Annotated in this window: 22 protein-coding genes; 11 read left to right on the top strand and 11 right to left on the bottom strand. The window is 68.0% G+C overall.

What is annotated here, in order from left to right:
- From TVH25_RS15530 to TVH25_RS15505, 6 genes are all read left to right on the top strand, one after another.
- Window positions 1-307: dihydrofolate reductase family protein (locus TVH25_RS15530; protein WP_422424724.1), on the top strand; the 307-nt coding region annotated here is incomplete at its 5' end.
- Between the two features lie 144 nt (window positions 308-451).
- Complete coding sequence (soxR, locus tag TVH25_RS15525; RefSeq protein ID WP_169622309.1) at window positions 452-901, top strand: redox-sensitive transcriptional activator SoxR; 450 nt, start codon at window positions 452-454, stop codon at window positions 899-901.
- Window positions 902-1,076: 175 nt separating this feature from the next.
- Entirely contained in the window at window positions 1,077-2,417 is a 1,341-nt protein-coding gene (locus TVH25_RS15520; protein WP_422424723.1) for a glycosyltransferase 87 family protein, read from the top strand.
- Window positions 2,418-2,550: 133 nt separating this feature from the next.
- The gene (locus TVH25_RS15515) at window positions 2,551-3,123 is read left to right on the top strand and encodes a hypothetical protein (RefSeq protein ID WP_169653146.1); all 573 of its coding nucleotides are present in this window, start codon (window positions 2,551-2,553) and stop codon (window positions 3,121-3,123) included.
- 95 nt (window positions 3,124-3,218) lie between these two features.
- Complete coding sequence (locus TVH25_RS15510) at window positions 3,219-4,262, top strand: tyrosine-type recombinase/integrase (RefSeq protein ID WP_169653147.1); 1,044 nt, start codon at window positions 3,219-3,221, stop codon at window positions 4,260-4,262.
- 142 nt (window positions 4,263-4,404) lie between these two features.
- A complete protein-coding gene (locus TVH25_RS15505; protein ID WP_296549269.1) occupies window positions 4,405-5,787 on the top strand; it encodes an NAD(P)/FAD-dependent oxidoreductase in 1,383 nt (460 codons plus the stop codon).
- A 27-nt stretch (window positions 5,788-5,814) separates the two neighbouring features.
- Here the strand turns inward: TVH25_RS15505 and TVH25_RS15500 are convergent, their stop codons facing one another.
- Together TVH25_RS15500 and TVH25_RS15495 are read right to left on the bottom strand one after the other, a co-directional pair.
- Window positions 5,815-6,498, bottom strand: coding sequence for a response regulator (locus TVH25_RS15500; RefSeq protein WP_422424721.1), 684 nt, complete (start codon window positions 6,496-6,498; stop codon window positions 5,815-5,817).
- On the bottom strand, window positions 6,495-7,790 hold the full coding sequence (locus TVH25_RS15495) for a sensor histidine kinase (protein ID WP_422424719.1): 1,296 nt from the start codon (window positions 7,788-7,790) through the stop codon (window positions 6,495-6,497). The genes TVH25_RS15500 and TVH25_RS15495 overlap by 4 nt, the downstream gene beginning before the upstream one ends.
- Window positions 7,791-7,993: 203 nt before the next feature.
- On the opposite strand from TVH25_RS15495, the gene TVH25_RS15490 reads away from it, so the two are divergent.
- Window positions 7,994-8,392, top strand: coding sequence for a DUF6223 family protein (locus tag TVH25_RS15490; protein WP_422424717.1), 399 nt, complete (start codon window positions 7,994-7,996; stop codon window positions 8,390-8,392).
- 51 nt (window positions 8,393-8,443) lie between these two features.
- Here the strand turns inward: TVH25_RS15490 and TVH25_RS15485 are convergent, their stop codons facing one another.
- Together TVH25_RS15485 and TVH25_RS15480 are read right to left on the bottom strand one after the other, a co-directional pair.
- The gene (locus tag TVH25_RS15485; protein ID WP_422424715.1) at window positions 8,444-10,117 is read right to left on the bottom strand and encodes an ABC transporter permease; all 1,674 of its coding nucleotides are present in this window, start codon (window positions 10,115-10,117) and stop codon (window positions 8,444-8,446) included.
- Window positions 10,114-11,049 (bottom strand): ATP-binding cassette domain-containing protein, encoded by a 936-nt coding sequence (locus TVH25_RS15480; protein ID WP_422424713.1) that lies wholly within the window; start codon window positions 11,047-11,049, stop codon window positions 10,114-10,116. Before TVH25_RS15480 ends, TVH25_RS15485 begins: the two co-directional genes overlap by 4 nt.
- A gap of 125 nt (window positions 11,050-11,174) precedes the next feature.
- On the opposite strand from TVH25_RS15480, the gene TVH25_RS15475 reads away from it, so the two are divergent.
- A complete protein-coding gene (locus tag TVH25_RS15475; protein WP_422424711.1) occupies window positions 11,175-11,546 on the top strand; it encodes a hypothetical protein in 372 nt (123 codons plus the stop codon).
- 733 nt (window positions 11,547-12,279) lie between these two features.
- Complete coding sequence (locus TVH25_RS15470; RefSeq protein ID WP_422424709.1) at window positions 12,280-13,488, top strand: DUF4185 domain-containing protein; 1,209 nt, start codon at window positions 12,280-12,282, stop codon at window positions 13,486-13,488.
- A 165-nt stretch (window positions 13,489-13,653) separates the two neighbouring features.
- Here TVH25_RS15470 and TVH25_RS15465 read toward each other — a convergent pair whose 3' ends face one another.
- The 3 genes from TVH25_RS15465 to TVH25_RS15455 form a co-directional block, all read right to left on the bottom strand.
- Window positions 13,654-13,839 carry a hypothetical protein gene (locus TVH25_RS15465; protein WP_422424707.1) on the bottom strand — a complete coding sequence of 62 codons (186 nt, stop codon included), beginning with the start codon at window positions 13,837-13,839 and terminating at the stop codon, window positions 13,654-13,656.
- 66 nt (window positions 13,840-13,905) lie between these two features.
- The gene (locus TVH25_RS15460; protein WP_422424705.1) at window positions 13,906-14,388 is read right to left on the bottom strand and encodes a flavin reductase family protein; all 483 of its coding nucleotides are present in this window, start codon (window positions 14,386-14,388) and stop codon (window positions 13,906-13,908) included.
- Window positions 14,385-14,606, bottom strand: coding sequence for a hypothetical protein (locus tag TVH25_RS15455; protein ID WP_296549277.1), 222 nt, complete (start codon window positions 14,604-14,606; stop codon window positions 14,385-14,387). Before TVH25_RS15455 ends, TVH25_RS15460 begins: the two co-directional genes overlap by 4 nt.
- A gap of 319 nt (window positions 14,607-14,925) precedes the next feature.
- Here TVH25_RS15455 and TVH25_RS15450 point away from each other — a divergent pair, with 319 nt between their 5' ends.
- Window positions 14,926-15,903 carry an NAD-dependent epimerase/dehydratase family protein gene (locus tag TVH25_RS15450; protein ID WP_296549278.1) on the top strand — a complete coding sequence of 326 codons (978 nt, stop codon included), beginning with the start codon at window positions 14,926-14,928 and terminating at the stop codon, window positions 15,901-15,903.
- A 14-nt stretch (window positions 15,904-15,917) separates the two neighbouring features.
- Here TVH25_RS15450 and TVH25_RS15445 read toward each other — a convergent pair whose 3' ends face one another.
- Window positions 15,918-16,403, bottom strand: coding sequence for a DUF488 family protein (locus TVH25_RS15445; protein ID WP_169622322.1), 486 nt, complete (start codon window positions 16,401-16,403; stop codon window positions 15,918-15,920).
- 68 nt (window positions 16,404-16,471) lie between these two features.
- Window positions 16,472-16,867 carry a Rid family hydrolase gene (locus TVH25_RS15440; protein ID WP_169653181.1) on the bottom strand — a complete coding sequence of 132 codons (396 nt, stop codon included), beginning with the start codon at window positions 16,865-16,867 and terminating at the stop codon, window positions 16,472-16,474.
- 132 nt (window positions 16,868-16,999) lie between these two features.
- Here TVH25_RS15440 and TVH25_RS15435 point away from each other — a divergent pair, with 132 nt between their 5' ends.
- Window positions 17,000-17,971, top strand: coding sequence for a helix-turn-helix transcriptional regulator (locus TVH25_RS15435; protein WP_422424702.1), 972 nt, complete (start codon window positions 17,000-17,002; stop codon window positions 17,969-17,971).
- A gap of 34 nt (window positions 17,972-18,005) precedes the next feature.
- Here the strand turns inward: TVH25_RS15435 and TVH25_RS15430 are convergent, their stop codons facing one another.
- Window positions 18,006-18,458, bottom strand: coding sequence for a PaaI family thioesterase (locus TVH25_RS15430; protein ID WP_422424700.1), 453 nt, complete (start codon window positions 18,456-18,458; stop codon window positions 18,006-18,008).
- Between the two features lie 284 nt (window positions 18,459-18,742).
- Complete coding sequence (locus tag TVH25_RS15425; RefSeq protein ID WP_169653158.1) at window positions 18,743-19,450, bottom strand: hypothetical protein; 708 nt, start codon at window positions 19,448-19,450, stop codon at window positions 18,743-18,745.
- Window positions 19,451-19,535: the final 85 nt, after the last annotated feature.

Genomic DNA, 19,535 nt, shown 5'->3' with positions numbered 1-19,535 from the left:
CCCCCGCCCCTCCCTCACGCTTTCCCACACCACCTTCCACTTCGTCGGCGGCGAACCATCCGACGTCCTCGCCCGAGCGCGCGAGGCCGCGGGCGGCAAGGATGTCCGACTCGGCGGCGGGGTCACCACGATCCGGCAATTCCTCGACGCCGACCTGGTCGACACCCTGCACATCGCAGTGGCGCCGCTCGAATTCGGGTCCGGCCTGCAGCTCTGGGAGTCACCGGACGAATTGCACGACAGGTTCCATCACGACGTCGTTCCCAGCCCGAGCGGCGTCACCCATCACCTGTTCTGGCGTAAGTAACCGGCACAATCGCATCCCCTGCTCACCCGGAGGCCGACGCGGGTGAGCCGTTGTGGTGTCTGCCGAGCGCTGCCGTCCCACCTCGGATGTGGGTACTGTGCACCCAGATCGACGCGTGCAATCCCGATCGTCGGAAGGCTCACGATGTCTGCTGCCGTGTGGTTGACCCCCGGCGAGTTGGCTGCTCGGTCGGGTGTGGCGGTCTCGGCGCTGCACTACTACGAGTCGCGGGGGCTCATCGACAGTCGCCGGACGACCGGAAATCAGCGCCGGTACCGGCGCGACACACTGCGGCGGGTGGCGTTCATCCGGATCGCGCAGGGCGTCGGGGTGTCGCTCGACGACATCAAAGCCGCCTTGGATTCGTTGCCGGACAGCCGGGTGCCGACCGCCGAGGATTGGGCACGGATGTCCGCGTTGTGGCACGACGAGTTGACCCGCCGTATCGACGCGTTGACCGAACTCCGGGACGATTTCGCAGGGTGTATCGGGTGTGGATGCCTGAGCCTGAAGATCTGTCCGCTGGCCAACCCGGGCGATGTGCTTGCCAAGGAAGGTCCGGGCCCGCGACGGTTGCCCGTCCGCGGCGACTGACACATCGCCCGCACGTCGGAGACGGAACGACCGGGACCCCTGCCTCGCGTCGGTGTCGGCGAACCGCACACTCCGGCCTCACGCTGTGTCGGTGCAGCACCCGTCGGTCTCCTCCCCCTAGGTTCGATCCATGGGGAGTCCAGACAGGAGTCGAACACACGAAGCAGGATCGACAGTGCCGAGGTGGTGGCCCGTTGCGGCGGTGATTCTTGCCGGCGCCGCGTTTCTCGCCCACGACCGGCTGCTGGGGTTCACCGACTACTACGGGCTGTTCGGCAACGGCGTCGACGCGCTGGTGTACCGGCACGGCGGCCTGACCGCGCGCAGCCCCGAACCGCTGTACTCCTTCTTTTTGTTCGACTCGTTGCCGTTCACGTACCCGCCGTTTGCTGCGCTGATGTTCGTGCCGCTGTCGCTGCTCTCCGCGGCGGGCACCACCATCGCGGTGAACCTGGTCAATCTGGTGCTGTTGTACCTGGTGGTCCGGCTGAGCTGGCGCGCGCTCGGTTACGAGGATTCGGTGTGGATGCGGGTCGTCAGCGCGGGATCGGCGGTGGCGCTCACCTGGATCGAGCCGGTGCGGATGACCCTGTGGCTGGGTCAGATCAACCTGGTGTTGCTCGTCTTGGTGCTCTGGGATCTGTCCCGTCCGGAGCAAAGCCGCCTGCGTGGGATCGGCGTCGGCCTGGCCGCGGGCCTGAAACTGACGCCGGCGTTCTTCATCGCCTATCTCGTGGTGGTGCGACAGTGGCGTGCCGCCATGGTCGCGACCGTGACCTTTGCCGTGACGATCGTGGCGGGTTTCGTGGTGATCTTCACCGACGCGTGGCAATTCTGGACTTCGGCGATCATCCGCTCCGACCGCATCGGGCTGATTTCCTCACCGGCGAACCAATCGGTGCGGGGCATCCTCGCGCGGGCGCTCCACACGCAGGAACCTCCGATGTGGCTGTGGTTGCTGTGCGCCGCCGTAGTGGCCGGCGTCGGGCTGTGGGCCGCGCAGCTCGCCCACCGGCACGGCCGCCATCTCCTGAGCCTGACGGTGTGTGGGTTGACCGCGCCGATGGTCTCACCGTTCTCGTGGGGTCATCACTGGGTGTGGGTGGTGCCGCTGCTGGTGGTGTGCCTGGACCAGGCGGTGCGGTGGGGCCGATGGTGGGCTTATCTGCTTCCCATTGCTGCGGCGGTGCCGTTGTCCGCGTGGTACCGCTCCTACCCGGACGGTGTCGTCGCGATCGGCGTCTTCATGACCCCCGGTGAGCCACTGGTGCGCACCCTTCTCCAATCCGCGTACCCCATCGTGTTCGCGGTGCTGATCGTCGTCGTCCTGATCGCCTACGGTCGCGCGCCGACACGCGCTGCCGTGCCCGAAGAAGAACAGGTGCCGACCGCAGATCGGAGCCCGACGATGGTGATGGCACCGGTGGTCATCACCTCACCCGTCGTCGAAGAAGGAAAGACCGCGTCCGGGAGTTTCGGTGAGGGAAGCAAGGATTCACCCGCTCCGAGAGTGTGAGGCACTCGTATTCGCTTCGATCACGCCCTAGCGGAGCCGACACGCTGAGCGCAGTTCACCGTGCGGACGGAGGTGCGCGGCTAGCATTGCCGAACGACGCGGTATCGGGCGGTCCGACACAAGGGATGCAGCGATGATTCGTAATGCTCTGGCACGAACCGTTCTCGTCCTTGCGACCGTGTCTGCGACCGGTCTCGCGGCGCCGGCACTCGTCGACGCGACGCCCGCTGAACCCGTTCCGGCAGTGGCAATTGCCCGGGGGATCGGTTATTCCGTTCAGGTCGACGGGCTGTCGATCACCTACACGGCCACCGATGTGCCGCGTGTGCCGCTCGTCGGGTCGCTCACGTTGCCGGGCTCGTGCACCACCGCGGTGGTCGACGCGGTTCGGGCCGCGCCGGTCGTCGGACCGGTACTGCTCGACTATCTCGTCGGTAACCCCGACATCGATGTTCTCGCCTTGCTCCGGGAACTCGGCGATGCCGACGCGATCACCGCGATACAGCCCCTGCAAGGCGCCAACCGCGACAACGTGGTGTCCGGAACGTTCCAGGACATCCCGCGAGGTGTTTATGCGGTCGTCAGCATCTGCAACCTGAACTCCGACCTGCTCGGCGCGGCCGGCGCGCTGGTCCTCGGCCCGGCATGGAGCTCGGGCTCCAGCGATGGGGGCGGATCGTCGATCGGTTCCAGCACCGGATCCTGAGGGGTGGGCTCATCGCCCGGTCCGTCACGTCACTCCCTCCTGTCACACTGGAATCGCACATGCGTACGACAGGGTGACCGAAGGAGGACGTGGGAATGACGAGCCGGGACGATCCTGGTCTGATCGAGTGGGTCTCGTCGTATCTGGAAACGCTGCAGACCGCGAAGCGGTCTCCGCACACCCTGAAGGCGTACCGCCTGGACCTGCATGCGGTGTGCACACACCTCGGTGAGCTGCGGGAACGGCCGCCCGCGGACCTGACAGTCGGCGACATCTCGATCCGCGCGATGCGCTCGGCGTTCGCATCGTTCGCCGCCGAGCGGCAGCCGGCCTCGGTGCGGCGCGCGTGGTCGGTGTGGAACAACTTCTGCAATTTCCTGGTCTCCGAGGGGGTGTCGGAGGGCAACCCGATGGCCTCGATCACCCAGCCGAAGAAACCTCAGCACACACCGAAGTCCTTCTCCCCCAGTGCGATTCACCAACTCGTCGAGACCGTCACCGTCGAGGCGCAGCGCCCGGCGGAATCGTCGCGGGAGTGGCCGCAACGCGACCTCGCGCTGATCGCGACGTTGCTGCTCACCGGCATCCGCTCGGACGAGTTGATCCGCCTCGACGTGGGCAGCATTCTCGGCGGAGCGGGCACGCCGGTGCTGCGGGTGCTGGGTAAGGGCGCGATCGAACGGGAGATTCCGCTCGAGGACAGCTGGACGGCCATCGTCTCGAGTTATCTCGAGGAACGGTACGCGCGGTTCCCGGCGCCGCGACGGCAGGTGCGCGGCGAGCGCGACGATCCGGCCGTGTGGGAGCGCTACCCGGGAACCGATCCGTTGTTCGTGGGCAGCGACGGACAGCGCATCACCCGCGGCACCCTGCAGTACCGGGTGCGTCGTCTCTACCGGCGCGCCGGCATCGAGTCCGAACGTAAACGCGGAGCGCTCGCGCACGCGCTGCGGCACACGTTCGCGACGAGCCTGGCCGACAGCGGGGCCACCATGGTCGAGTTGCAGCAGTTGCTCGGACATCGGTCCTTGCAGACCGTGCAGATCTACACGTCGGCGACCGGCGACGCGGTGCGGCACGCCGCGCAGCACAACCCGGTGTACGGACTGCTCGGCGACTCGGCACCCGGCCCGCACTGACCGCCCGGCACACCTGCATCCGGCGCGATCCCCCTGTGCTGCGGCGTGTCAACTGCGAGACTGGATGCAGTCCCACCCGCGTCGGCGGGCTGCCGTGGGGGTACCCAGGGGTGGTCGTGCCGACAACAGTGAAGGAGCATGCATGAGTGTCCAGTCGGGTGAGTCTCGTCATCGTGTCGTCGTCATCGGGTCCGGGTTCGGTGGATTGTTCGGTACCCAAGCCCTGAAGAATGCTGACGTCGACGTCACGTTGATCGGGCGTACCACCCATCATCTGTTCCAGCCGCTGCTCTATCAGGTGGCCACGGGCATTCTGTCGGTGGGCGACATCGCACCGGCGACGCGGATGATCCTGCGGAAGCAGAAGAACGCGCGGGTTCTGCTCGGTGACGTCGAAACGATCGACCTCGAGAACAAGACGGTGACCTCGCAACTCCTCGAGCGGCGCACCGTCACCCCGTTCGACAGCCTCATCGTGGCGGCGGGTGCCGGCCAGTCGTACTTCGGTAACGATCATTTCGCCGAGTTCGCACCCGGGATGAAGACGATCGACGATGCGCTGGAGTTGCGGGGCCGCATTCTCGGCGCATTCGAGCAGGCCGAACTGTCCGACGACCCCGAGGAGCGGGCACGGCTGCTCACGTTCGTGGTGGTCGGTGCGGGACCGACCGGAGTCGAACTCGCCGGGCAGATCGCAGAACTGTCGCGGCGCACGCTCCGGGAGGCCTTTCGCCACATCGACTCCACGGAAGCGCGGGTCGTCCTGCTCGACGGGGCACCGGACGTCCTTCCGGTCTACGGTGGCAAACTCAGCCGCAAGACCCGCCAGACTCTCGAAGGCCTGGGCGTGCAGATCCAGCTCAACGCGATGGTGACCGGCGTGGATGCCGACGGGTTGACCGTCAAGGAGAAGGACGGCACCGAACGGCGCATCGAGTCGCAGTGCAAGGTGTGGTCGGCAGGTGTCGCGGCCAGCCCACTGGGCAAGCAACTCGCTGAGCAGTCCGGAGCGGGCATCGACCGAGCGGGCCGGGTGGAGGTGCTGCCGGATCTCTCGTTGCCGGGATACCCGAACGTGTTCGTCATCGGCGACATGATGTCGCTCGACAAGCTGCCCGGTCTCGCGCAGGTCGCGATGCAGGGCGGCAAGTATGCGGCGAAGCAGATCACCGCCTCGGTCGAAGAGGGGCAGGATCCCGCGCAGCGTGCGCCCTTCCGGTACTTCGACAAGGGCAGCATGGCGACGATCTCACGGTTCAGTGCGGTCGCGAAGGTCGGCAAACTCGAGATCACAGGGTTCCTCGGATGGATCGCGTGGCTGTTCGTGCACCTGCTGTACCTGGTGGGATTCTCGTCGAAGGTGTCGACCTTGCTGTCGTGGGCACAGGCGTTCTTCTCGACCGGGCGCAACCAGATGGCGGCAACCGAGCAGCAGGTGTTCGGTCGGCTCGCGATCCAGCGGTTGCGGACCGAGGAGGATGCAGCCGAGGCACGCGAGGCTGTCGCGCGACGCGAAGCGGGATAACCCTCCGGGCGTGACACGCGTCGTTGCTTACGGGGTGACGAGTCCGCTCCGGTAGGCGATGACCACCAGTTGTGCGCGGTCACGGGCGCCGAGTTTCGCCATGGCATGGCTGACGTGGGTGCGGGCGGTGGCCGGGCTGAGAAACAGGGCGGCACCGATCTCCTGGTTGCTCAGACCCTCCCCGACCAGCGCGAGAACCTCGCGCTCGCGTTCGGTGAGGACGGAGAGCCGATCTTCCCCGGCCCTGTCCGCCGCCTGCCGGGTGGCGAAGCGGCCGATGAGGCGGCGGGTGATGCGCGGCGCCAGCAGTGCATCACCCGCCGCGATCACGCGGATGGCATGCAGGAGTTCGGCCGGACCGGCGTCCTTGAGCAGGAAACCGCTGGCACCGGCCTGTAAACCCTCGAACACGTAGGCGTCGGTGTCATAGGTCGTCAGGATGAGGATGCGTACATTTCCCAGCCCGGCAGTGGTGATTTCCCGGGTGGCTTCGATGCCGTCCAGGTTCGGCATGCGGATGTCCATGAGGACGACGTCCGGCCGCAGCGCGTAGGCCTTCGCTACCGCGTCTGTGCCGGTGGTCGCTTCCCCGACCACCGTGATGTCGTCCTCGGTGTCGAGGAGGAGCCGGAACCCGGACCGCACCAAGTGCTCGTCGTCGGCGAGCAGCACCTTGATTGTGCCGCCGGGCGTCTCTTCCTCTCCGGTCATGTGGCCGCCGTTTCGGTCGACGCCAGCGGAAGCCACGCGGTGACGGCGAAACCGCCGTCCGGCCGGGGACCCGCGTCGAGGTGCCCTCCCAGAAGGCGGCAGCGTTCCCGCATCCCGGCGAGGCCGTACCCGCGTCTGCTCTCCTGCTGCGCCGGACGGTCACTCCCCCGACTCGGGGCCGACAACGGCGAGACCGCGGGTGTCGCCGAGAGTGCTCGGCCTTCGTCGACGACGCGCACCTCCACAGCGTCTGCGCCGTAGCTGACGGTGATCGTCACGCGGGTCGCTCCGACATGACGGATCACGTTCGTGATCGATTCCTGCACGATCCGGTACACGGCGGTACCGACCGCAGCGGGTACGGGCTGCGGAGGCGGCGGCGCATCCACGGTCAGATCGAGGCCCGCGTCGCGTGCCAGGTCGGCAAGGTCCTGGATCTGCGCCGGCCCCGGGTTCGGGGACCGCCCGTCGGTGTCTCCCCCGACGCCGGCAGTTCTGTCGTCTCCGACGTTGTCGTCCCGGAGTACGTCGAGGATTGCGCGCATCTCCGCCAGTGCCCGCGCGCTGGTCTGCTCGATGACCTCGAGGGTTTCGCGGGCGCGCTCGGGTCGTTTGTCGAATACATGTGCGGTGACACCGGATTGGACGTTGATGACGGCGATGGCGTGCGCCACCGTGTCGTGTACCTCGCGTGCGATCCGGAGCCGTTCCGCGTCGACCCGGGCACGGGCTTCCTCGTCACGGGTGCGTTCGGCCACCGCGGCGCGTTCGAGTGCCTGCGCCGCGATCTGATTCCTCGCCCGCACGCTTTCACCGAGAGCCGCGCTCATGACCGACGCGCCGATGCGGAAGTAGACCCAGCCGATGGCGGCGGGTGGCTCGATGTCCGACGCGGCGATGAGCCATGCCGCGGACAGGACCACGATGCCCACGGCGGCCAGCCGGAGCGTGCGGTGCCCGTCGCCGTGCGCGGTGAGCGTGTAGAGGGCGACGAACAGGGCGAGCCACCCGGGCCCGTCCGGGAAGTCGAGGCCGTAGTACACGACGCTGCTGAGCGCGGTGACGGCAAACACGGCGACCGGTCGGTCGCGGCGTACGACGAGGGCCGCGCCGGGGACGATCAACAGGAGGTAGCCGAGGTTCCCGAGGTCGGACAGGGGACGCAGCACGACTTCGGGCTGCCCGCTGTTGCGCACCACGGTGCCCTGAACCTGCATGACGGTGACGAACAGCGCCAACAGCAGGTCCTGAACGCGGGTAGGCAGGCGGAACGACGCAGCGCGATCCTGCATGCAGTGATCATAGGTTTCCCGCGCCTGCAGCACCCGAGGTCTGCGGCTCGATCACCTACGTCCGCGGTTGCGGATCGATGCGCGCGGCGTACACCCGATGCCGTAGTCGCCGACGCCCGTCGGCCGATGACCTGCCGTCCCCGTGGCACGACGATCGAAGGTGCCCCATCTCGACGGATACCCGTCCGACCGAAAGGATCGTCATGTCTGTATTCGAGGTCTCTGTTGCCGCGCTTCCGGATCCCGCCTCCATCGTTGCCGCCGGTTACGAACTCGGTGTCGGCCGGGCGGTACCCACGACTGCGGCCGTGCTCGCGCTGATCGGCGTGGTCGCCGGCGCAGTGGCCCTGAGGCGTTCCCGCCGCTCCGGCACGCACCTCGCCCTGCCGTGGATCGTCGTCGCGTTGGCGACGGGAGCGATCGGTGTGATTGTCGGTGGGATGCACGGCGCGAATGCCGCCGGTGGTCCCAATACCGGCAACGGGGTCGTCGGCGCATTGTTCGCCGTGGTGCTGGGAGTGATCGCCGTCGTGCTGGGCGGTCTGAGTCTGGCCCGCTACCGCCGCACCGAGCGTGCCGCCCCGGTGCTGTCCGGCTCGTGACCTCGCTTCACGCCGACCTGAGCGCTCTCGAAGGGACCCGCCCGCGAATTCTCACGACGTGGTGAGATCGCGGCGGCGGAACAGCATCACGCCACCCGCGCAGAGAGCCAGGGCAATCAACGAGAGCGCGACCAGCGGACCGGCCGTGACCGACGCGGCCGGGACCGCCGGCACATGCGTGAACGGCGACACGTCCCGGACGGCGTCGGGCACCCCGAGGAGCGGACCGAACAATCCGACGACGAGGCAGAGGGCGAGCAGTGCCCAGGACAGCCCGGCCGACCAGGCGGGCAGTCCCCCGATGAACAGCACCACCGCGGCGGCGACCACCAGGACCGCGGGTACGAAGACCAGTGCCGCCCCGGTCAGCGCCGCGACCTGTCCGGGCACATCCCCGACGATCACGCCGTGGGCCAGACCCATCGCCGCTCCGGTGAGTGCTTGCAGCGTCGCGATTCCTGCGGCGACGAGACCCACGTGTGCGAGCATCCACCGGGGCCGGGAGAGCGCGGTGGCGAGGACCGGTTCGAGCCGGCCGGCCGTTTCCTCGCTGCGCATCCGCAGCAGCGCCTGGACGGCGTAGCCCGCGACCGCGATTGCCATCAGCGCGAAGATCGCCGCGAAGTAGGCGTCGATCAGATCGGTGACACCGCCGCCCAGGTCGGTGAGCACATCACCACCCTGCTCGCCGTCGCCGAGGAAGTCGTCGATCTGATCGGCGATCGCGCCGTACACCAGCGACAGGACGACGATCCCGAAGGCCCACCAGAACCAGATCGTGCGCTGCATCCGCCACGCCGATCCGAGCGCTGTGGGTAGTGCCCGGGACGCGCGGGGCGGTCCGGGCCGGGTCGGTACCAGCCCGGACCCGAGGTCGCGGCGTCCGGTGAGCGCGACGGCGACGACACAGAGCACCAGCGAGAACACCATCGGCAGCGCCAACACCCACCAGTCGTCGGTGTCGTACGGCCGCATCTGCTCGGCCCAGCCGATCGGCGACAACCACGTGGGCCATCCGCTTTCCACGCGGGTGCCGTCACCGGTAACCGTTCCGGTCATGTCGCCCACCGCGCGCAGCAGGAACGCCACACCCAGGGCGGCACCGGCCAGCCCGTTGGCGGTGCGGGCGCTGTCGGTGACCTGCGCGGTGACTGCGGCGACCGCGGCGAAGGCGATACCGGCGGCTGCGACGCTCGCACCGAGCGCTATCGATCCACCCGCCGGCAATCCCTGCAGTGTCAGCACGGTCGCACTGAGAACACCGAGGGTCAGGTTGGCACCCACGGCGACGAGCAGCGCGGCGGCGAGCAGTGCCCGGCGTCCGACGACCGCTGCCCCGATGAGTTCGGCCGCGCCGGTTTCCTCGTTCTGCCGGGTGTTCCGCACCACCAGCAGTGTGGTCATCAGCCCGGCGGCCAGCGCCAGCGGCATGACGATCTGGCTGGCGACTACAGCGCCCGTGCTGTAGCCGGACACAATGCCGTTGGTGGCGAGCGCGACCGGGGACGCCGCGGACGCGGCAGCGAAACCCTGCAATTCGGCGACGGTGGGATACAGCCCCGCCACACTGGCTGCGGAGAACGCGAGGAGCGCGGTGAGGGCGAGCAGCCACACCGGTAACCGGATGCGGTCGCGGCGCAACGCGAGTCGGACGAGCCGCCCGGTACCGGCGAATCGTTCGGTCCCGGTCGTGGGCGTCGGGGCCGCGGCGGCCGCCGTCGTCATCGCGGAGTCGCTCCTGGTTCGGCCCGCCGGTGCCGCTCGTTCTCGCGGACCCGCTCGTCACCGTAATGACGCAGGAACAGTTCCTCGAGGGTGGGTGGAGTGGAGGTCAGCGAGGTGATCCCGAAGGTGAGCAGGTGGCGCAAAACCGCGTCGAGTGCGGTGGTGTCGACTTCGCAGCGGGCGTGCACACCGTCGATACGGACATCGTGCACTCCGTCCAGTTCGGTCAGTCCGGTGACGGGACGAGCGGTTTCGACGGTGACCGAGGTGCGGGTGAGGTGCCGTAGCTGGGTGAGAGTGCCGGTCTCGACGGTGCGGCCCTCCCGGATGATGCTGACCCGATCGCAGACCGCTTCGACCTCTGCGAGCAGGTGGCTCGACAACAGCACCGTCTTCCCGGCCGCGGACATCTCACCGAGGCAGTCCTGGAACACCGATTCCATCAGCGGGTCCAGTCCGGAGGTGGGTTCGTCGAGGATGTAGAACTCGACGTCCGACGCGAATGCGGCGACGAGCGCGACTTTCTGACGGTTGCCCTTGGAGTAGGTGCGGGCCTTCTTCGTCGGGTCGAGTTCGAAGCGGTCGAGAAGGTCCGCGCGGCGGGTCTCGTCCAGTCCGCCCCGTAACCCGGCGAGCAGATCGATCGCCTCGCCGCCGGTGAGGGTGGGCCACAGGTTCACGTCGCCGGGCACGTAGGCGAGGCGCCGGTGCAGCGACACCGAGTCACGCCACGGATCGCCGCCGAGCAACCGGACCTGTCCCGAATCGGCGCGCAACAGCCCGAGCAGCACGCGGATGGCCGTTGACTTACCGGAGCCGTTGGGGCCGAGAAATCCGTGGATTTCGCCCGCTTCGACGGTCAGGTCGAGGCCGTCGAGGGCCCGCGTCGGACCGAACGTCTTGACCAAGTGCTCGACCGCGACCACCGTCATGGGGGCATGGTACGCCGCACCGCCGGGGGTCTGCGCGATAAGAACACCCGTGGCCGCGTGGCAAATCTCCTGAGCCGACCGGCGCCCTGATGTGGATGCCGGAGGGCCGTGGATAGGGTGCCGGAATGACCACTGCCGACGCAGCGCACCACTCGCCATCCGCCATCGACCTGGACGGCAGGGTGTTTGCCGGCGTCAGCAACTCACCCACCGGGCAGGTCAGTGGCGCGACCCGCTTTCGCTACCACCAGGACGACCCTGTTGTCTGGGCCGAATACGAGGGCGGAGAGGTGGTGCTTGGTTTCCTCGTCGGAACGCGTACAGGCGCGCGGTTGCACTTCCGCTATGTCCACCTCGGTGTCGACGGCACCACCGCGAGTGGAGTCTGTGACAGCCGGATCGAACTGCTCGGTGACGGCCGCGTACGTCTCCACGAGAGCTGGGCGTGGGAATCGCGTCCGGAAACGGGCACAAGCGTGGTCGAGGAGATTGGTTGACCGGGGTCGGGCAGGTGGTCGAGAGTCGCCCCGAACGAACAAGCGTCCCGAAGTTTCACCCGAGCGGGGAAACCTTGTCCTCCGACGATATTCAGTCACCGCTATCGCCACACTGATCGTGGTCACCGCCGAACCAGGCACTGGTGCTGTGATCCGTTCGCGGACAACGACGCTGAGAGCACGAGAAAGTTTGGCGGCCTTCCGGTGTCGATAATTGATCGGTCCGGAAGACGATCGCTGATGCTTCACTACTCCGCGGCCGGCCAGCTGAGTTCCGCGGATCGGGACGAATGAGGTCACGGGCACGGAAGCGCCCGTGACCTCATGTTCTTCGGCTTCCGGAGGACTACATGGACGACTTCCACCCCGGACACCATGCGAGTGGTGCGAGCCCGAGTCGAAAAGGACGATTCCCACTGGTATTGCGGAATCAAGCGCTCGAAGCGCCACAGGAGAGGACACAGCACGGTTTCGGAAGTGCGTCGGGTCGGTCTCGACGTCCGGACGTGTTAACGCAGGTCGGCGTCCCTGCGACATCTCCAACGTCGGGGTACCCCATCCATTCGGTCATCGAATTGAGGCACCCACCATGCGAAAAGCAACTTCTCTGCACCCTTCGTCGGGCAGTTTCCCCGCGGTCACACCGTCGTCGACGGTTACTGCGATGGCGGAGCCGGTTCCGTCTCCCTTCCAGCAGAACGCAGTTCCCGGAACGACCACCAAGATTGGACCGGTGACCGGGCCGACCACGTCGTCGACGCAGTACGGTGTCGGCGGTACGGACCTGGGCATTGCCCGAAGCCTCCCCAACGGCAGCCAGGCCGTCGTCCTGGGTGACACCTTCGACCAGGCCCGCGTCGGTGGCCCCGGGTGGCGTTCTCCGGTGATGCTCTTGACGAACGAGAAGTCCCCGGCGGACTACGCCGATGGACTGACGTTCCATGGCGCCGTGGGCGGCTCGTACGCCCGTCAGTTGTGGCCGTACACCCACGACACGCTGCCGTGGACCAATGGCGGGTTCGCCACGGTCCTGCCTTCGGACCTCCTTGTCGTCGGCTCCCGCATCTACCTGTTCGTGACGATCTGCCGGTCCCTCTCCGAAGTCCTCTGGACGGAGATCCAGTATTCCGACGACAACGGCCAGACCTGGGTTCACGCGGGCCCCGCCGGACAACGCGACTGGCATCACGAGGGCGCTTTCCAGATGGGCATCACCTGGGAGATGGGGACCGACGGCTGGGTCTACATCATGGGCAACACGTGGCTGGTGGACGGCGGATCGAACGTTCACCTGTACCGCTGCAGGCCCAACGAGGTGGCGGACCGCTCGAAGTGGTCCGGCTGGGGATGGAACGGGACGGATTGGGGATGGAACCGGGCATGCTCGGACATCTTCCCGGCGGGGACGAAGGTCCGGGAGATGAATCTCCGCCTGGTCCAAGGCCAGTGGCTGCTCACCTACACCCAGACCGCACCGGACATCCGCGTCAACGTGAAGGGCCTTCGCAACGGGCCGACATCCCATATCGGGGATGCTCCGACCACGACCGTGGTCCGTCACGTGCCGCACGACCAGGAGCACCTGGACCGGAACAACACTCTCGCCCAGTGCTACGGCGGATACGTCCTCGCCGGTTCCACGCTCGACGAGCTCTATGTTCTGGTCTCCCAGTGGAATACCCGCGACGGCTGGCCGTACCAGATCAATCTCTACCGGCACACGGTCCACGCCGATATCCCGCGTCCCGCACCGGTACCGACGCTGGATCAGGTCGTGGACGAGAACTACCTGCTGTCACGGTCCGTCCTGACCAAGGTGGGCGGGAACGTTGCGGACCTCCCCACCACTCCGGCCGTGGAGACACTCGACGCGGCGAGACAGACCAACACGGCGTTGCGGCGTGTCGCCGGCGTCGTGGGCGCCGGCACGGCAGGAATCTGACCTGACCCCATCTCCCGCCGCGGGAACGCCATGAACCGCGGTCATCTCCGCGGGCCGGCGGCGGGAGGTGGGGTCTCCCTTGTGCTGAGGGGTGAGGCGTTCCGATGGAAGCATCGCGCCTGGCCCGCTCCAGCAGTCGGTGTGTCGGAGTTCGGCGAACGGTGCTCAGCCCGAGGCCGCGAGACCGATTGCCACGCTGGGCAGGACGAGCCACCAGGACCCGGTGGTTGTCGGCTGCTCCTGCCCCGCCGTTTCGTCTCCGGGGATGTTTCGCGCGCGTCGCCCGGCGCGCGGCGTCAGCGGATTCCGTTCGGTGCGCCGGACGACGGGAACGGGGTTGTCGCGATCCACACGGACTCCTTCGGTGACGTCGAAACCGGACCCGGCTTCTGCGGCGAGTGGGATGTTCTCGAAATGTCAGGAAGCGATCAACCGGCGGAAGGAGCTGCGATGGAACACGATCGGTTCCACCTCTGCGTCGGTAAGCATTTCGTTGATGCGCAGCACGACGATGTCGTGATCACCGGCCGGAATCTCCTGTTCGACGGTCACCTCCATGCGCACACTCGTGCCTGCCACGAACACGGCACCGCCGTCACGGATCTCGGTCTCGATTCCGGCGAACCGGTCACCGTTCTTCGCGGCGAGCACCTTCGCCGCACCGTCGTGCTGCTCACTCAGCACGCTGATACCCAGGCGCGGCAGAGCCGACAGTCGCGGCCACGTACCCGAGGTACGTTGCACGCAGAACGCAACGAGCGGAGGGTCGAGCGACACCGGCACGAACGTGCTCGCAGCCATGCCCACCCGCTCGCCGTGCACCTCGGCGCAGATCGCGACCACCCCGGAAGGGATGTGCGCGAAGGCGTGCCGCAGGGCGGTGCTGTCGAACGTGCTCATGACGCCCCGGTTCGGATGGCCACGGGCAGGGCCGGCGTCCAATGCTCCGCGTGCCGGCCGTCGGTGATGTAGCCGGCGTCGACAAGGTACCGGCCCGGCGACGGGGTCCCGGCGTCGCGAGTGCGGGAGTACGGCTCGGGGTTACCCGTGACGACGGCGATCGTCATACGGCCACCTTTCGGATCTGCGCTGTCGGTTCCCGCGGTCGGCACGGGCACCCGCCATCCTTCGCTCCCCCGAACCGCGCGGAAACCCTTTCGCTCTGCTCGAGCAAAAGAGGGGCGCATGCCCGGCGGAGTGGCCTCGTCGCCGGTCGGAAACCTCGGGCGGATTCGGGCTCTCGGCGCCCACCGACGATTGGCGTGACGTCCGGCCGCTGCAGATCCGCCGCCCCACCGGTGCCCGGACCACCGGGCATGGTCCCGCCGATCGTCGGTCACATGCGAATACGGTTGGCGTCACGCCGATCCGGCTATCTTCGACACTATTGCTTCCCGCACCCGGTGGTGACCAGCAGTGTCGAAGGGACGGCAGCACATGAGGGTTCTGGTTCTCGGGGGTACGACATTCATCGGCCGGCGCATCGTGGAAAGACTCCACGAGCGCGGCGATCGGGTGCTGGTTGTCCACCGCGGACACCACGAGCCGTCCCCCTGGGTGGCGGTCGATCACCTACGGGTCGATCGGCTCGCACTGGGCGATCACGCCGACGATGTTTGCCGGTTCGATCCGGACGCCGTAGTCGACACCTATGCGCTGACCGCCGACCACGTCGATGCCGTCCTGCCGGCGATACCGGAGGTGCCGACGGTCGTGCTGTCCAGCGTGGACGTGTACCAGGCGTTCACGGGTCTCACCTCGGGGCGTTGCGAATCCGCGGTGCCTCTGACCGAGGACTCCGAAGTGCGCCGGGAGCGCTATCCCTACCGCGGGGCCCGGAGGCCGGGGATCCCGGACGCCTACGACAAGCTCGATGTCGAGGAGCGGTGGCTCCCTCGAGGCGCCGTGGTGTTGCGTCTTCCCATGGTCTATGGACCGCACGATCCGCAGCGCCGGGAGGACCCGGTGCTGCGCCGGATCCGCGCCGGACGGCAGCACATCCCGGTCGGTGCCGGAAATCTGCTGTGGACCCGCGTCCATGTCGATGATGTCGCCACCGGCGTACTGGCCGCTCTGGACACGCGGGCCGCGGACGGCATGGCGGTGAATCTGGGCGAGCCTGCCACGGTGCCGGTGATCGCATGGGTGGAACAGATCATCGCGGCCGCCGGCTCCGCGCTGGAGCCGGTACGGGTACCGGAGTCGGTACTGCCCGGCGAACTGGCGCTGATGGGAGCACCCGCGCAGCATGTGCTCGTCTCCGTCAGCCGGGCGGAGAACCTTCTCGGCTGGTCTCCCGGCGACCCGCAGCAACGGGTAGCCGAATCGGTGCGGTGGCACCTCGACAATCCACCGGCGAGCACGTGGTCCGCCGAGGACTCACGGGTGGACGAGGATGCGCTCGGCTCCGCCTGACCCGACGACGGCACTCACGACGGCCGCAGGTGCTCGATCGTGAAGCCGTGCTGCTCGACGAGCCGTCGCGCGACCAAGGAACGATGACAGGCTTCGGGATCACCTTCGACGCAGAACAATGCGGCTGGTCCCGTGCTCGGCAGCACCGACACGACCGCCTCGAGATCGGCCGGATCGAGGATCTCGGCGGTGTAGCGGCTGACGTACCCGGTGGCGAGTTCGCGGCGGGTGCGTTTGCCGACACCCTGGCGGGCGTCCTCGGCGTACTGAAGCTCACGCAACTCGGTGGTCGGTGCCAGTTCGAGGTGGTGGCGGTATGCGATCCCGCTCGCGGCGAGTGAGGTCTGTAGTCGCTGCGAGTTCGCCCAGGCGTAGTCGGGTCCGCGAACCCCTCGACGCTGACGCACGTCGAGCAGCATCCTCACCTCCGCTCGACGCAGTCGTTCCAGGAACGTCGTCACGTCGAAGCCGTAGACGCCGATCGTCCACAGATCGGGCACCGGCACTCACCCCTCTCGGTTGCTGCCCGCGCCGCCGTGCCCCACGCGGGCAGCGGAACGGCGTCACGTCAGGCGACAGCGGTACCTTCGAGCTCGATCATCTGGCCGGGTATCGCCAGTCGCACCACGCCGAGCATCGTGGTGGTCGGTGCTGCCCGAGCGGCCGCAAGCCGTGAGGCGAGCACGCCGTAGTGCTGGAAAAGCAGGTCGACGTCGGTGGTGTACACGTTCAGCCGGACGAGGTCGGCGAGCGACATGCCCGCTTCGGCAAGCACACCCTCGAGATTGTTCAGACTCAACGCGACCTGTGCCGCCATGTCTCCCTCGTGCTGAGGAGCGCCGTCGGCATTCATTGCCGTCTGTCCGGAGCAGTACAGCGTCCTGGTGTGCCCGCTGACCACCTCACCCTGATTGAACCCCATCTCCACCGACCACGTCACCGGGTTGAGGACCGTTCGTTCGATCGTCACTTCGACTCCATTCGGATCCTGCGGGGCGCATCCCCCGACCGCGACACCGCCGATGCGGCGTCGCGTCATGGAGCCTTCCGCTGAATCACGACACCTTGTGTCAGGTATTCGGTAACGTCCCGATTCGTGCGGGCCGACCGACTGGTGTCTCTCGTGCTGTTGCTGCGTCAGCGCGGCCGGCTGACGGCGGACGTCCTCGCCGAGGAACTCGAGGTTTCGGTCCGTACCGTCCTGCGCGACATCGAGGCGCTCTCCACGGCGGGTGTCCCCGTGTACTCCGAACGGGGCCGGCACGGCGGGTTCTCGTTGCTCCCCGGGTTCAGGACCCAGCTGACCGGGCTGAACCACGACGAAGCTCTGTCTCTGCTCGCTGCCGGTTCCGGTCCGGGCGGGCAGATTTTCGGACTCGGCACGGCTCGTGCGTCGGCGGTGCGGAAAATCGTCGATGCACTCCCCGAAAGCCACCGGATCGCCGCGAGCAATGCCGCCCGACGACTGCTCGTCGACCCCGAGACCGACCTGCTCTCCCGCCGCACGGCCCGCGACGAGGTTGCGGGCCCGATCCTGGTCGCGGTCCGGAATGCGGTCCTCGGCGGACGGAAGCTGCGCCTTCACTACTCCTCCGCGGGCCGGGCACCGCAGTGGCGCACGGTGGACCCGATCGGTCTGGTCACGGTGCGGGACAAGGCCTACCTGCTGGCCACCGAGTTCGGCTCCGACAGGACGCTGCGGATATCGCGGATCCTCGCCGCGCACGAGATGCCCGCAGCGGCGGAGCGTCCGGATCGGGTCGACCTGGCACGCATCTGGGCGCAACGCTGCGCCCGGTTCCTGTCCGAGGACCACATCGCCGTCGATGTGCGGGTCGCCCCGGTGCGACGAGACGACCTGCTGGACATGGCGGAAGCCGTCCGCACCGAGGAACCCGACGCCGACGGCCGGTTGCGCCTGGACGTCACGTTTCAAGATCTCCGGCACGCGGAGTGGGCGCTGTGGCAACTCGGCACCCAGGCCGAGGCGCTCGCACCGCCGGAGCTCCGCGCCTCCCTGCGCAGCCGGGCGCAGGGGGTCGCGGATCGCTACCGAGAGCCCGTGTGACCCGATCCCGGTGTCGCGTGGGGTTCGGCGGCGGTCAGCCGCCGAGATGCGCGGCGTCGGTGATGTTCGCGAGTCGCACCTGACCCTGGGCGACGAGGCGATCCTGCTCGTCGGTGATGATCACCTTCCACAGTTGCTGGGTGCGACCACGATGCACGGGCATGCCGACCGCGGTGAGAACACCTTCGCGGGTGGCACGGAGGAAGTCGGTGTTGTTGTTGACTCCGACGACGGTGCCGCGGTCGGCGAACCACGCGGAGCCACCCACGCTCGCCAGTGTCTCGATCACCGCGCAGTACACGCCACCGTGCACGATTCCGAACGGCTGGTGCTGGTTCGGGGTCACCGTCCAGCGCGCCCCCACCCGGTCGGGGCCGATCTCGAGGAATTCGAGGCCGAGGGCGGTGCCGAACCCGTTGGCGTTGAGCGCTGTGGCGGCGGCCGGGTCGTGCAGCGAGGTGGGGTCGAGCCGGGGCTGATCGGTCATGCGGTCTCTCCGTTGCGTGCGGGGCCGCGTCCGGTGGATCCGGGCGCCGGTGGCCACCGAACGATGGTAGGGCATCGCGGTTTTCGGTCACGCCGCGTGTTTCGGTTGCGCGGCGCGTTCGCCGTACCCATCCCTGGACCGGGGCCACGGGATACGCACGACGGCGGGCCCAACGAGTGCTCGTGGGACCCGCCGTCGGGATGGACCCGGGAATCACTGCAGCCCTCAGGACTCCGGCGCGGTCCGTTGTTGCGCGAACATCCCCACTATAGGGAAGGCTGCCCTTATTTCACAAGACCTCGAACCGGAAACCCTGCTGCGACGAACGCGTCGAGGAGAATCTGCCCCCGGCGCGCGGCGACCCGCCGGGATCCGCCGCCGAGAATCGGCAGTTGCGCCGCACCGGTCACCACGGACCGGCCCACCATGGCCCAGAATCGCGGACCGTCGAGGGGCGCGGACCGGCAGACGGCGCCGTGCACCGCCGTCAGGGCACTGACGGCGCGATGCGCCGTCCACACGGCCATCGCCTCCTCGCACGGCAGCACCACCACGTCGCCGGAGTCGGCGGCGCGATCGTCCGGCAGGACCCGCAGCGTGTCGTCGGCGACACCCGCCCAGTCGATGCAGCCGTCGCTGTCCTGATGCAGCCAGAGGTTGTCCAGTCCCGGATCCCACACGCGGCCGTCCAAGACATACGGGGCGAGCACGCGTCCGGTCACCGCATGGATGAGCGCGGCGGCGACCTGTTCCGCGGCGATGCGGGGATCCTCGACGTCTTCGCGCGCCCGGGCGTAGAGCAACTCGATGCGGTGCGTGCGTTCCATTCCCCCGAGGTACCACCAGCGTCGCCGCGGTTCCTCGTCCACGCACGCGACCGCGTACACGCGCGGCGCTCCCGCGGTGAGTGATTCCAGTCGCCGGCGCGTGTCGTCGAACGCGCGGACGGGGGTGGGAGCGGCCGCGGGTGACGGCAGCAGCAGAGTCGTCATCCGACCTCCTGATCGACGGGTCCCGTTAATTAGGTAAGCCTAACCATTGCAGTCCGGGTGGGCGCGCGCAACCCTCCCGTTCCCG

Source organism: Rhodococcus sp. 7Tela_A2 (assembly GCF_049311045.1).
In the GTDB taxonomy this organism is placed as follows: domain Bacteria; phylum Actinomycetota; class Actinomycetes; order Mycobacteriales; family Mycobacteriaceae; genus Rhodococcus.
Note: the sequence above shows the minus strand (reverse complement) of the source record. Positions and strands in the feature narration are given on the sequence as shown.